A 13,534-nucleotide genomic window follows, 5' to 3' on the forward strand; every position below is an offset into this window, starting at 1 on the left:
CGGACTCGCGCAGGGCGGCGGCTTCGCCGAGGAGCCGCGCCGCTTCCGCCGGGGCGCCCGTCAGCGCCGCCGCGCCGGCCAGCCCTTCGAGGGCGAGCGCGACCGCCCTGGGGTCGCCGATGTCCCGTGCGACGGCGAGGGCCTCCTGGTGGAGTTCCCCGGCCGCCGCCGCGTCTCCCCTCGCTGCTCGGCGGTGAAACCGAGCTCGGCCAGGCCGAGCGCGATGCCCGGCGCGTACCCCACCTCGCGTGCCCGGGCGAGGGCGTCGCGCATGCAGACCTCGGCGTCGTCGAGGCGGCCCGCGCGGCGGGCGGTGAGGGCGAGGCCGGTGAGGGCGAACGCCTCGCCGGGACGGTAGCCGTGCTCGGCGGCGAGGGCCCTGCCGCTCTCGTGGTGCCGGTGCGACGCGGCGTGGTCGCCCGCCAGCAGCGCGATCCGGCCGAGCCCGGACCGGAGCAGCGAGACCTGCAGCCACAGCCCGAGCTCCTCGGCCGGCCGGAGGCCGGCGCGGCAGAGGTCGGCGGACCCGCGATGGTCGCTCCGGATCTCCGCGAGCCGCGCGAGCAGTTCGACGGCCCGCACCTGCCCCCACCGGTCGCCCAGCTCCTCGAAGATCGCCAGGCTCTCCTGCCCGGACCTTTCGAGCGTGCCGAGGTCGCCGCGGACCAGCGCGTGGTTGGCCTCGGTGGCCAGGTCCCGGCTGTGGTCGAGGTCGCCGGCGCCGAGCAGCACGTCGCTGAGGAACCACTCCGCCCTGGCGCGTTCGCCCGGGTCGGCGATGGCCTCCGAGGGCGTGCGGACGTCCGCCGCGCGCTCGCCCAGCAGGTCCAGGCCGGTCCGCCAGGCTTCGGTCCGCGCCCTCGCCGCGGCGGAGGCCGCCGCCCGGACGCCCAGCGCCATCGCGAACGCGCGCCGCCCCTCGCCGATCCTGCCGCGCAGGTACCAGTACCAGGCCAGCGCGTTGACCAGGCGCAGCGCGAGGCCGGCGTCGCGCCGCCGCACGGCCTCCTCCAGCGCGCCGCGCAGGTCGGCGTGCTCGGCGTCCAGGCGTCCCAGCCGGCGCCGCTGGTCGGAGCCGCGCAGTCGCGGCTCCGCGCGTTCGGCCGGTGCGGTGTGGAAGGTCAGGTGCCGGAGCCGGACCCGCTCGGTCTCGCCGGCCTCCTCCAGGCGTTTCAGGGCGTAGGCGGCGACCGATTCCAGCAGCCGGTAGCGGGTCCGGCCCGGGCTCGCGGCCCGCACCACCATCGAGCGGTCGACGAGGCGCGCCGGCAGGCCGAGGACGTCCTCGGGCGCGACGTCCGCGCCGTCCGCGCAGACCTCCTCCGCCGCCTCCAGCGTGCAGCCCTCGTGGTGCGCCGCGAGCCGGCGCAGGACGACGCGTTCGGGCCCGGACAGCAGCTCCCAGCTCCAGTCGATCATCGCGCGCAGGGTCCGCTGCCGCGCCGGGGTGCCGCAGTGTCCCGAGGAGAGCAGCCGGAACCGGTCGTCGAGCCGCTCGGCCAGCTCCAGGGCGAGCGGGACGCCGTCCAGCCGGCGGCAAACCGCGCGGGCGTTGGCGGCGTCGACCGCGAACCCCGGAACGGCGGCCGCCGCGCGCGCCTCGAACAGCCGGACGGCGCTGAACCTGCGGAGCGCCGCGGGCCCGTGGTCGCCCGGGGAGTGCGGTGACTCCAGCGGCGGCACGGGCCAGACCGACTCCCCGGCGAGCCGCAGGGGCTCCTGGCCGGTGGCGAGGATCCGCACCCGCGGCGCCGCCCGCAGCAGCCGCTCGCTCAACGCGGCGACGTCGTCGACGACGTGCTTGCAATTGTCCAGGACGAGCAGCATCCGGCGGGTCCGCAGCGCGTCGGCGAGCCGTGCGGCCGGATCGGCGGGCGCGCCGGAAGCGGCAGGCCGGGGGCGGTGTCGTCGCGGACGCCGAGCACGGCGATGACCGTCTCCGCGAGCCGCTCGACCCCCGGTGCCCCGGCCGTCCGGTCGAGACCCGCCAGCTCGACGAGCCACACGCCGTCCGGATGGTCCGCGGCGGCCCGCGCGGCGGTCTCCAGGGCCAGGCGCGTCTTGCCGACACCACCGGGTCCGGTGAGGGTGACCAGCCGGGCCGACTTCAGCAGCGCCCCGACCCGGGCCAGCGCCTCGTCGCGCCCGCAGGACCCCGCGCTGGCCACCGCGCCCGAAACGGCGCCGCAGACGAACCTCCCCGCGCAGATCAGCGAGCTGGTACGCGGCTGCGTGACGAGCTGGGCCTCGACCCCGGACCGGAGATCGCCGGACTGCACCGGCGGGTCCTCCGCTGAACGAGCGTGCCGGGGAGGGCACCGCGCCTTGCCGGACGCGATGCCCTTCCCGGCAGCCGTCCCGATCGGGCGCTCGGCGCGGCGATGCGGGAACCGCGATCAGGCGGGTTCCAGGAGGATGAGGTAGAGGGCGTTGGGCTTGAGGTCGATGGTCTCGCTATGGCGCGTGCCGGGCCTGACGATCTTTTCGGAGACCTGCCGCAGGCCGGCCCCGGCCGGGTCGGCGAAGTAGTTGCTCGTGTTCTGGTCGATCCTGAACATGCGCTGGCGCACCGGCCTGTGCCTGAAATGCCGCGGCAGCCCGGACATGTCGACGGTGGTCCGATGGCTCCGGTCGTTGGTGTGCTGCCAGTTCCAGACCATGAGCGACGCCCCCGTCCGGTCCTTCGAGGCGGTCGCGTAAACGCCGTTGTCGTCCTTGCGGCTGCCCGAGACGGCGGCGGACACCTCGATGTCCTTCATCCTGGACTGCATCAGCATCATGTTGCCGTAGGGGGTGAAGACCCCGGTGGGGACGGGCCCGTCGTCGACCCGTGTCACCAGCTGGTCCTTGCGTCCCTCCGCGAAGTGCCGGACGACCCAGTTGAACATGTAGGTGTCGGGCTGCCGGGAGTACAGGTAGGTGTAGGTGGCCATGCCGGCCGCCTGCCGGAGGTAGTCGGCCGTGCCGGTCCGGTCGTCGAAGGACGGGCCGGGGTAGATGCCCGTCTCGGTGATGAAGCTGGGGATCCGCCCTCGGATGCGGCGTTCCCTCAGCCACTCGAGGATGTCGCCGCGCTCCGACGAGACCTGCCGCAGGTCGGACTTGTAGAAGGTCGGCACCTGGTAGTCGTCGTCCCACTTCAGGTAGGAGTGGTGGCTGATGAAGTCCAGCCGCTTGTGCGGGTCGCGGTCGGCGGCGTAGTCGTCCAGGAACGGCTCCATCCACTCGGGGTCCATGACGCTGAGCGCCGGGCCGCCCACGCGGAGCCGGTCGGCCGCCCGCACGCCCTTGTCGGCCTTCCTGGCCGCCTTGTAGAACGGCACGTAGAAGCGGTACAGGTCACCGGGTCGCAGCGTGACCTCGTCCGCCGGGCGGCCATCGTGGCGTTCATGCCCGTGGTACTGCCAGTCCGGCTCGTTGAACACCTCGACGTACTTCACGGCCGGGTACTTCTTCTTGAGGTCTCCGAGCATCACCTCGAGCAGGGGCTGCAGGTCCTCGAACGGCCGCTCGCCGCGGATGAACTCGCTCGGGTTGAGGTTCACGAGCACCGCGTCGGAGAGGTTGCTCGCATCGGTGAGGTAGGCGTCCGTGTTACCGGAGAAATCGCACGTGCGGGTCTCGATGCTGCACTGCTCGAACACGTAGTCCAGCCACACCCGGTGGACCTCTTGATGAAGGCCCTGCTCGTTGAGGAACCGGACGTCGGCGGACCGCTGTTCGACGAACGCGTTCTCGTTGGGGTAGTTGTTGTAGCGCTCCGAGCGCCGAAGCCGGCCCTTCTCGTCGCCGAAGTCGACCGAGACGGTCGCCGGAGCGGGCGCCGGGGCGGGCGCGTCGGCACGCGCGGCCACCTCGGACGGCCCGGCGGAGAGGGCGATCGGCATCGCGAGCGCCGTCGTGACGACGACGGCCCGCACGATACGGGGGCGGGCGAATCTTGTGATCATTCTCCTCCTTGGGAAGAAGCCGGGCCGCACAGCCGGGAGTCGCGGCGACCCTGCGTCTGCTTCGCGCTAATCCGAGACGCCGAATGCGCGGATGCTGTTGAAGAGGTTGGATCCGTCGCCGAGGAACTCGACCCCGTCGGCGGTCACCCAGTTGCGCCCGCTGTAGAAGATCGGCGCGTACCAGGCGTTCTCCACCAGGAACGCGTTGATCCGCTTGTACAGCGCGGCCGCCCGCGTGGGGTCTCCCACGGCGTTCGCCTGGTCGAGCATCTCCGTGAGCCCGGGGTCCCGGGTGCCGAACACGTTGCGCGGCCCCTTCGGATCCAGCGAGTTCTTCACCTCGATCGGAGCGGCGTTCAGCCCTTCGATCTGGAGGAGCATGCCGTACTTCTGCGAGCTGATCGACGACGCGCTGTTCTGCGGAGGCGTCGGGTCCCAGGCGACCTCGATACCGATCTCTCCGAGCGCCTGGGCGACCGTCGGCTCGAACGGCTTGGTGAAGAACAGGCTCGGCATGCGCACGGCGAACCCGTCCGGATAGCCGGCCTCCGCGAGCAGCTTCTTCGCGGCCGCCGGATCATAGGTGTACGCCCGCTCCAGCGCGGGATCGTACGCCTCGCCCTTCGGGCTGAACACCTGCCGCGTCGGCTCGCCCGCACCGCGCAGCAGCTGCTCGACGATCTTCTCGCGGTCGAAGGCCATGTTGATCGCCCGGCGCACCCGCACGTCCGACAGGGGTTCCAGCACCTTCCCGCCGCGGTCGGACAGGCTCAGCATCCCCACCACGACCGCGTCGATGTACGTCACTTCGAACCCGCCGGCCTTGAACTGGTCGACGTGGGTCGGCTCCACGCTGGCCGCGTTCAGGCTTCCGGACCGCAAGGCGTTGACGATCGCCGTGCGGTCCTTCATCACCCGCATCCTGACGGTCTCGAACGGGTACGCCTTCGCGTTCCAGTAGTCGTCCCGCTTCTTCAGGACGTACTCCGAGCCGTTGACCGTCGACCCGTCCAGGACGTACGGGCCCGACCCGACCGGGTCGAGCGCCGTCCGCTCGGCGTCCAGCGTCTCCGGGTCCCCGATCACCCCGGCCGCCGCCGCGAGCGAGCGCAGGAGCGCACCGTCCGGTGCCTTCAGGTGGAGGACGACCGTCCGCGCGTCGGGGGCGTCGACCGAGTCGATCGAGGCCACCGTGAAGCTGTTCGGTCCTGGGGTCGACAGCGTCCGCTCGAGCGTCGCCTTCACCGCCGCGGCCGTCACGGGAGCCCCGCCGCTGAACGTCATGCCTTCCCGCAGCGTCAAGGTGAGCGTCTCGCGGTCGTCGGAGTACGCCCAGCTCTCGGCGGCGTTCGGCTTGAGCTCGCCCTTGTTGTCGACGGTGAGGAGCGTGTCGTAGAGCGCGCTCCACACGTAGGACTGCGTCCCGCTCAGGAGCTGCGCGGGGTCGAACGAGTTCGGGGTGTTCTGCACGGCCAGGGAGAGCGTCCCGGCGTCCGCCGGCGGCCGTCCGCCCGAGGCGCCGCAGGACGCCGTCGCCAGCAGCGCGGCCACGGCCGCCACGGCCGCGGGGAGCCGTAGCGGCGGCCGCTGTCCTGTGGGTCGAATGAGCATCGCGCACGTTCCTTCGTCCTGGACGCACGGTTCCACCGCCGCCATCCCGCCGGGGTCACCGAGCATCAGACGTGCGGCCCGCGACGAGCGGCAAGCGGTTGCCACGGGTTGCCGCAGCGTCCCCTCCGCACGACTCCGCCCGCCGCGCGCGGCGTTTCGCCGTCATGGCAACAGATGGCAAGCGATTGCCGGACGGATCTTCGGACCGCTGTGATGAACCAGCGATCGGCTCGGCGCCCGCGCCCGGCCCTCGCCATTGGAGGTAGGCCACAACCCATGCAGCCGAATCATCGGAACCCCAGCATCCGCTCGGTGCTCGCAACGGTCATGTTCGAACCGGACCAGGTGGAGCAGCTGCGTCGGGCGTTCGCTCCGGCGGAGTTCGTCCATGTCGCTCCGTGGGACAACGCCGGGATCGCCGGTGCGCTCGAGGACGCGGACGTCGCCGTCATCACGGGCGACCTCGACGACCGGTACCTCGCCGCGCCGCGCCTGGCGTGGGTGCACTGCGACCACTCCGGTCTCACCAGATCCGCGAGACCCGAGGTGTTCGAGCGGGGGCTGATCGTCACCGGGTCCGCCGGCCGTTCCGCCCCCGCACTGGCCCAGCACGGTTTCTACTTCGCGCTCGCGCTCACTTTCGATGCCCGGGGGCTGTTCGAAATGCAGGACGCGCACCTCTGGCGCTTCATCGACGGCTACGAGAAGAAGCTGGCGCTGTGGGGGAAAACGCTGGGCATCATCGGATTCGGTCACACGGCCCGGGAAATGGCGCGCCTCGGCAAGGCGTTCGGCATGCGCGTGGTCGTGTACCGGCGCCGCCCCGCGGAAAAGGACCCGGACGTGGACGTCATGCTGTCCTCGGACGACGGAGACCACCTGGGGCCGCTCCTCGACGAGGCCGACGTCATCATGATCGCGGCGCAGCTGACCGACGCCACCCGCCACCTCTTCTCGACCCGCGAGTTCGCGCGGATGAAGGGCACCGCGTTCGTCATCAATATGGCACGCGGCGGGATCATCGATCAGGACGCCCTCGTCGAGGCCCTGCGGGCGGGAGAGATCGCAGGCGCCGGACTCGACGTGGCCACGCCCGAGCCGCTTCCCCCGGAGTCCCCGCTCTGGGACTTCCCCAACGTCATGATCACACCCCACGTGACTCCGGCCGTCCCGGACCGCACCCAGCGCTCGATCGACATCATCGTCGAGAACATCGGGCGCTACCGCGCCGGCGAGCCCCTCCTCAACGCGCTGACCGAGCGCGACGTCTACACGGGGGACCGGCGCGGTTGAGACGACCGGGCACCGACACGACACCGCTCCCCCGACAGTCAGGACGTCCCATGTCAGTACGTGACGTGCCACGGACCGGCCGCCGCGATGCCGTGCCCCCGGGCATCGTCCTGGACCGGGCGACCGGTCCGCATGGCGCCCTCGGCACGATGGTCCTGCTGAACTCGCTGGGCACCACCACCGCTTTGTGGGACGGCGTCGTCCCGTTCCTGACCGATTCGTTCGACGTGGCGCGCTTCGACCAGCGCGGTCACGGCGACGCCGCGGACCGCGCGGCGCCCCGGGGCATCGACGAGCTCGTCGACGACGTGCTGCGCGTCGTCGACGGCCTCGGTACCGGACCGGTCCATCTCGCGGGCATCTCGATCGGCGGCATGATCGCGCTTCGCGCCGCGCGGCTGGCGCCGGACCGTGTCGCGTCCCTCGCCGTCATGTGCTGTGCCGCGGTGCTCGACCGGCGGAGCTGGGTCGAGCGGGCGGGCCTCGTCCGGCGGGAAGGAATGGCGGCGATCGTCCCTCCCGTGCTGGACCGCTGGTTCGCGCCGGAGTTCCGGCGCGACCGGCCCGAGGTCGTGCGGGCCTACGCCGACATGCTGGGCTCGACGGACCCGGAGGGCTACGCGGTCGGCTGCGACGTGCTCGCCGAGGCGGACGTGCGGGACGACCTGGGCCGGATCGACGCCCGCACGCTGGTTCTGGGCGGCGCGGAGGACCCGGCCACTCCCCCGCACGAGCAGCGCGCCATCGCGCGCGCGATGCGGCGGGCGCGGCTGGAGATCCTCCCGGGTGTCGCCCATCTCGCCCCGGCGGCGGCGCCCGGGGAGGTCGCGGCGGCTTTGCGGGCGCACGCGCTCGACCGTCCGGGCGACGCGGCCCGGACCTGACGACGAGTACCCGAGGAGATGGACATGGACATCGGCTTCATCGGCCTGGGCGTGATGGGACGGCCGATGGCCGCCAACCTCATCGCGGCCGGCCACCGGCTCACCGTCTACCGCGACAGCGCGGCGGCCCGCGAAGCGCTCGGGGACCGGGCACGGTTCGCGGGGTCCGTGGCGGAAGCCGTGCGGGACAGCGACGCCGTCGTCCTCATGCTCCCGGACACCCCGGACGTCGAAGCGGTGATGCGCGGAGAGGACGGCGTGCTCGCCGCGCTGCGGCCGGGCACGCTCGTCATCGACATGAGCTCGATCTCGCCCTCCGCGGAGCGCGCGCTCGCCGCCGAGGTCGCCGAAGCCGGCGGCGACCATCTGGACGCCCCGGTGTCCGGCGGCGAGGTCGGGGCCCGCGACGGGACACTGTCGATCATGGTCGGCGGCGACCGCGCGGCCGTCGAGCGGGCCGCGCCGCTCTTCGAGGTCCTCGGGGGGCGCGTCTCCCACATCGGCGCGGCCGGCGCCGGCCAGGTGGCGAAGGTGGCGAACCAGATCGTGGTCGGCGTGACGATCGAGGCGGTCGCCGAGGCGCTGCGCCTGGCCGAGGCCGCCGGCGTGGACCCCGGCGCCGTCCGCGACGCCCTGCTGGGCGGGTTCGCGTCGTCGCGCGTGCTCGAGGTGCACGGCGCCCGGATGATCGAGGGCGAGTACGAGCCGGGCTTCCGCATCGCGCTCCACCGCAAGGACCTGGGACTCGCCGTGGAGGCGTCGGCCCGGCTCGACGTGCCGCTGCCCGCCTCCGGACTGGTGCACCAGTTGATGAACGCGGCGGTCGCCACCGGCCTGGGCGATCACGACCACTCCGCCCTCGCACTGCTCCTGAACGGCCGGACGGGCTGAGCCGCTCGCCCCGCTTCACGCGCCCGTCGACAGAAAGAGACCCCCGCATGCCGAGCAGATGGCAGAGGCCGTTCACGGTCTTCCAGACCAACCTACAAGAGATCGACGCCGGCATGGACGTCGAGGCCGCGCTCGACGTCATCGAGGACCACGGCGCGGACACCTGGCTGCTCAACGCCGGGGGGATCGTCGCGTTCTATCCGACCGATCTGCCGTTCCACACGCGGAACCCCTTCCTCGCCGACCGCGCCTCCGGGGACCTGCTGGGCGACGCCGTGGCCGCCGCCGCGCGGCGGGGCGTCCGGGTGATCGCGCGGCTGGACCTCTCCAAGGTCGCCGCCGCGGTCGCCGCGGAGCACCCCGAGTGGCTGTTCGCCTCGGCCGCGGGAGGGCCGCAGATCTACAACGCGCTCTACAGCACGTGCCCGTCGGGTGAGTACTACCAGGAGCGCGCGCTGGAGATCATGGACGAGATCCTCGACCGGTACGCCGTCGGCGGCTTCTTCGTCAACTGGTTCAATTTCAACGAGCGCGACTACAGCGAGGTCGTGCACGGCGTCTGCCACTGCGCCTCGTGCGCCGAGCGGTTCGCCGAGTTCGGCGACGGCCGCGCGCTCCCCGACACCCACGAGACGCGTGACCTTCCGCTGTGGCTGCGCTTCACCGCCGCCACGCTGGAAGAGCTCGGGCGGAAGTACACCGCCCACGTGGCGTCGCGCGACCGCGACCTCGCGCTCGTCCTCTCCAAGGGCGCCCCGGTGCTCTACTGCGAGGGCAGCAACGCGTTCCGGCACCTGCCCGGCAAGGAGCTGTGGCCCCATGCGACCGCCGAGACGGTGAGCGCCCACCTGTCGGCCCGGCCGGAAGCACCGCTCGTCCTCAACGCGGTGGCGCACGTCGACTCGACGTACCGCATGGGCGCGGAACAGCCCGAACACGTCGCCCAGCACCTGGTCCAGGCGATCGCGCGCGGCGGCAACCCCTCGACCTACATCCTCGGCGCCCCGGGACGGCTGCCGATGGCGAGCGTCTCGCTGGCCCGGCAGGTGACCCGGTTCCACCGCGAGCGGCACGGCCTCTACGCGTCGCTGCGGCCGGCCGCGACGATCGCCCTGGTGCGGCCCGCGGGCGGACGCGGCGGCGGTGCGGCTCTCCACGGGACGCTCGAAGAATTCCGGGGGGTGTACCAGGCCCTGCAGGAGAGGCACCTGCCCTTCGACGTGGTCGGGCTCCGCGATCTGGCCGCGATGGGCGCCGACCGGCTGGACCGCTACCGGCTCGTCGTGCTGCCCGACGTCGGGCCCCTCGGAGCCGAAGCGTCCGCCGCGGTGGACGCGTTCGTGGAACGCGGCGGGAACCTGCTCACCACCGGCGGCAGCGGAACCACGCCGGAGGGCGGCGTGGAACCGGCGGCGAGCCCGGCGGCGCGGCGTATCGGCGCCCCGATGTCCGGCGCGGAGGTGTGGTCGACCTACGCCACCCTGGACGAGCAGCCGCACGCCGGCGAGAACCGGTTCGTGGGGTCGGTCGTCCCCGTGTACGGAAGCAACGCCCGTTACGTCTGGAAGCCGGGCGGCGAAAGGGCGGGCCGCCTCCTCGCCCAGGCCCCCTGGGGGCCGCCGGAGCTGAGCTACGGCCACACCCCCGGCGGCGATCCGGCGGTCGCCTCCATCCGGTACGGATCCGGCGTGTCGTCCATGATCACGTGGACGATCGGCCGCACGTACCGGGAGTTCGCCAAGACCGAGATCCGCGAGCACCTGCTGCGCGTGGTGGAGCCGCTGGCGGACGTCCCGGTCGGCGCGGCGCTGCCCGAGCAGGTGGAACTCGTCCTGGGACGGGACGAGGAAGGCTACGTGGTCCACCTGATCAACCAGACGGGAGCACGGCGACGCTCCTTCGGTCCGCACGTGCCGGTCGGCGGCGGCCGCCTGGTGCTGCACCACGCCACCGGCGACGAGTCGGCCGTCTCGCTGGTCGCCCGCCAGGAGCTCGGCACGCGCATGGAGGGAAGTTCTCTCGTCATCGACCTCCCCGTCATCGACCTGTTCGACGTGATCAGCATTCGGTCGGCGAGGGCGCGGGCGGACACGGGAGAGGCCGCCGCCTCCTGACGGGCGTCACAGGCGCCGCGTGCCGCCCGGGCCGTTGCGGCCCGCGGCGGCGTGCGTGCGGCGGCGCCGGGCCGTCGAGTCCCGCACGATGAGGCGGACGGGCAGCGGCATCGGCCGCGCGGGCGGGCCCGCGGGCTCGCCGCGCCCGGCGAGCACGGCGTGGACCGCCGCCCTGCCCTGGGCTCGCAGCGGGGCGGCCACGGTCGTCAGTCCGGGAGAGACGATCCGGGCGGGGAAGATGTCGTCGAAGCCGATCACGCTCATGTCGTCCGGCACCCGGATCCCGGCCGTCCGGAGGGCGAGCATCAGGCCGATCGCGAGCTGGTCGTTGTAGGCCACGACGGCCGTCGGCGGGTCGGCGTGCAGGCGGGCGGCCGCCGCGCGGCCGCCCGCGACCGTGGGCGGGAACGGGCCGACGCGCTGCGCCCGGCGGCCGAGGTCCGCGGCCGCCTCGCGGAGCGTGCGCCAGCGCATCCCGTCCGCCCACGACGCCTCCGGCCCGGCGACGTAGGTCAGCGCCCGGTGCCCCAGCCCGGCGAGATGCTCGGCGGCCCGGCGCATGCCGTACGCGTCGTCGAGGACGATGCTCGGGACGTCCGCGACGTCGCGGTTGAGCACGACCGTGGGGCGCCGGCCGGCGACCACGCGGATGGCGGAGTCGGGCAGGCGGGTGCCCGCCAGGACGACTCCCTCGACACCGGGCAGCGCGCGCCGGAGGCTGTCGCGCTCGAGCGTGTCGGACTCCTGCGCGTCGATGAGCAGCAGGACGTAGCCCGCTTCGGCGGCGGCCGACTCGGCGCCGCGGATGATCTCGGCGTAGAAGGCGTTCGTCACGTCGGACACGACGAGGGCGAGCATGGACGTGCGGGTGCGGGCCGGCGCCGGGGACGCCGGCGCCGTGCGGTACCCGAGTTCGGCCGCCACCCGCCGGATGCGCTCGGCGGTCTCGGCGTTGACCCGGCCCGGCCGGGAGAAGGCGCGCGACACCGTGGAGGCCGCGACACCCGCCGCCTCCGCCACGTCGTAGATCGTCGGCGGCCTGCCGGAACGGTTCGCTGCGGTGGTCATCGCTCCTCGCCTCCCCATGATGAGAATGTCGTTCTCGTGTGATGGAGACAACATATGGCAACTGCTTGCCGTCATGCACGAGGCGAACGTCTGATGGGGCCGTAATCCAGGCGAAACGTCCCGTCCACCCCACCGTTCACCAGCATGAAGGAACCCCCACGATGCGTAATCGATCCTCGGGCCGGCGGATGCGACCGCGGGTGCTCACCTCGGTCGCGGCCATGGCCGCGATACTGGCGACGGCTTCCTGCGGCGCGTCGGACGGGCGGTCGTCGGCGGACGGCCGGACGCTGACCCTCGCCGTCCAGGGCGCACCCAACTCGTTCGACCCCGTGGAACTCACGGACGGGACCCAGGCGTACGTCTGGAGCTCGGTCTACGACACGCTGCTGACGTACGACAACAAGGGCGAACTGCGGCCGAACGCGGCCGAGAGCTGGAGCTACTCGGACGACCGCGAGACCCTCACCCTGAAGCTGCAGGACGGGATGACGTTCAGCACCGGCGACCCGGTGGACTCGGCCGCCGTGAAGGCGACCCTGGAACGGACGATGAAGGAGCCGGGCCCGAACCGGTTCAAGCTGGCGGCGGTCGAGTCGGTGGAGGCGCCGGACGCGAGCACGGTCGTGCTGAACCTCGAGAAGCCGGACGCGACTCTGCTGCACGCGCTCACGATGGCGGTCGGCGTGATCGGCGATCCGAAGACCCTGGACTCCGAGCGCACGGCCCTGGACCCGGTCGGCTCGGGACCGTACGTCCTGGACGGGGCGACGGTGAACGCCTCGAAGTACGTGCTGAAGAAGCGCGACGACCACTGGAACGCGAAGGCGTACCCGTTCGAGACCGTCGAGATCCGGGTGATCAAGGACCGCACCGCCACCGTGAACGCCCTGCGGTCCGGCGGGCTCAGCGCGGCCAGCGTCGAGACCACGCAGGTCGACCGGCTCAAGGCGGCCGGATTCGACGTGAAGTACATCGAGGCGGCCGCCTTGGCGGGGGTGGCCCTCGTCGACCGGGACGGGACGCGAGTGAAGCCGCTCGGCGACGAGCGGGTGCGGCGGGCGATCAACATGGCGTTCGACCGCCATAAGATCGTCGAGCAGTTGCTGCGCGGCGCCGGCAAGCCCACGCAGCAGGTGTTCAACCCCAAGAGCGATGCGTACGACCCGGCCCTGGAGCAGACGTACTCCTACGATCCGGCCGCGGCGAAGAAGCTGATGGCCGAGGCCGGATACCCGAACGGGTTCGAGGTTCACATGCCGAGCCTGTTCTTCACCAAGCCGTTCGAGCCGACGATCGACCAGTCGCTGGCGGAGATCGGGATCAAGGTGACCTGGGACCCCACTCCCCCGCAGAACAGCGTGTCGGCGACCACCTCGAAGGAGTACGGCATGTTCCTCTTCGTCGAGGGGATCACGTCCACGCCGGGTGAGGTGCAGGCATACCTCGGCTCCCGCAACGTGTTCGACAGCACCGACCCCGAGCTGACGACGTTGCTGGAGCAGGTGAACGCCGAGTCCGACCCCGCCGAGGCCGCCGGACTGTACAGGCGGATCAACGCCTTCACGGTCGAGAACGCGTGGTTCGCGCCGCTCTTCTTCACCCCCCGGTCCTGGGCGACCGACGGCGACGTCGAGTTCCTCGGCGACGGGTCGAACGTGTTCTCCACCATCCGGACGTTCGGCCCCACCGGCTGACCGGATCCGTCGCCGTCCGCGACCGT

Annotated in this window: 10 protein-coding genes; 5 read left to right on the forward strand and 5 right to left on the reverse strand. The window is 72.5% G+C overall.

Annotation, left to right across the window (positions count from 1 at the left end; translation table 11 throughout):
- Positions 1–60: 60 nt before the first annotated feature.
- The 4 genes from DMH08_RS00380 to DMH08_RS00395 form a co-directional block, all read right to left on the reverse strand.
- Positions 61–1,827, reverse strand: a complete 1,767-nt coding sequence (locus DMH08_RS00380; protein WP_125610805.1) for an ATP-binding protein — start codon at positions 1,825–1,827, stop codon at positions 61–63.
- Positions 1,773–2,279: a hypothetical protein gene (locus tag DMH08_RS00385; protein ID WP_125610807.1), complete on the reverse strand. Its 507-nt coding sequence runs from the start codon at positions 2,277–2,279 to the stop codon at positions 1,773–1,775. Before DMH08_RS00385 ends, DMH08_RS00380 begins: the two co-directional genes overlap by 55 nt.
- Positions 2,280–2,396: 117 nt before the next feature.
- Positions 2,397–3,950, reverse strand: a complete 1,554-nt coding sequence (locus DMH08_RS00390) for a hypothetical protein (protein WP_125610809.1) — start codon at positions 3,948–3,950, stop codon at positions 2,397–2,399.
- Positions 3,951–4,016: 66 nt separating this feature from the next.
- Positions 4,017–5,561, reverse strand: a complete 1,545-nt coding sequence (locus DMH08_RS00395) for an ABC transporter substrate-binding protein (protein ID WP_026401414.1) — start codon at positions 5,559–5,561, stop codon at positions 4,017–4,019.
- 213 nt (positions 5,562–5,774) lie between these two features.
- Between DMH08_RS00395 and DMH08_RS00400 the strand changes: the two genes are divergently transcribed.
- Genes DMH08_RS00400 through DMH08_RS00415 form a run of 4 tightly spaced genes read left to right on the forward strand, consistent with a single transcriptional unit; the run spans position 5,775 to position 10,743 of the window.
- On the forward strand, positions 5,775–6,854 hold the full coding sequence (locus DMH08_RS00400; RefSeq protein ID WP_233617333.1) for a D-2-hydroxyacid dehydrogenase: 1,080 nt from the start codon (positions 5,775–5,777) through the stop codon (positions 6,852–6,854).
- A 50-nt stretch (positions 6,855–6,904) separates the two neighbouring features.
- A complete protein-coding gene (locus DMH08_RS00405; protein ID WP_084549947.1) occupies positions 6,905–7,738 on the forward strand; it encodes an alpha/beta fold hydrolase in 834 nt (277 codons plus the stop codon).
- Between the two features lie 24 nt (positions 7,739–7,762).
- Positions 7,763–8,629: a 2-hydroxy-3-oxopropionate reductase gene (locus tag DMH08_RS00410; RefSeq protein ID WP_026401412.1), complete on the forward strand. Its 867-nt coding sequence runs from the start codon at positions 7,763–7,765 to the stop codon at positions 8,627–8,629.
- A gap of 47 nt (positions 8,630–8,676) precedes the next feature.
- Positions 8,677–10,743 (forward strand): alpha-amylase family protein, encoded by a 2,067-nt coding sequence (locus DMH08_RS00415; protein ID WP_125610811.1) that lies wholly within the window; start codon positions 8,677–8,679, stop codon positions 10,741–10,743.
- A gap of 6 nt (positions 10,744–10,749) precedes the next feature.
- Here the strand turns inward: DMH08_RS00415 and DMH08_RS00420 are convergent, their stop codons facing one another.
- Entirely contained in the window at positions 10,750–11,811 is a 1,062-nt protein-coding gene (locus DMH08_RS00420) for a LacI family DNA-binding transcriptional regulator (RefSeq protein ID WP_034517006.1), read from the reverse strand.
- A gap of 221 nt (positions 11,812–12,032) precedes the next feature.
- On the opposite strand from DMH08_RS00420, the gene DMH08_RS00425 reads away from it, so the two are divergent.
- Positions 12,033–13,508 carry an ABC transporter substrate-binding protein gene (locus DMH08_RS00425; protein WP_199747533.1) on the forward strand — a complete coding sequence of 492 codons (1,476 nt, stop codon included), beginning with the start codon at positions 12,033–12,035 and terminating at the stop codon, positions 13,506–13,508.
- The last annotated feature ends 26 nt before the right edge of the window (positions 13,509–13,534 follow it).

It is taken from the genome of Actinomadura sp. WAC 06369 (assembly GCF_003947565.1).
Taxonomy (GTDB): domain Bacteria; phylum Actinomycetota; class Actinomycetes; order Streptosporangiales; family Streptosporangiaceae; genus Spirillospora; species Spirillospora rifamycini.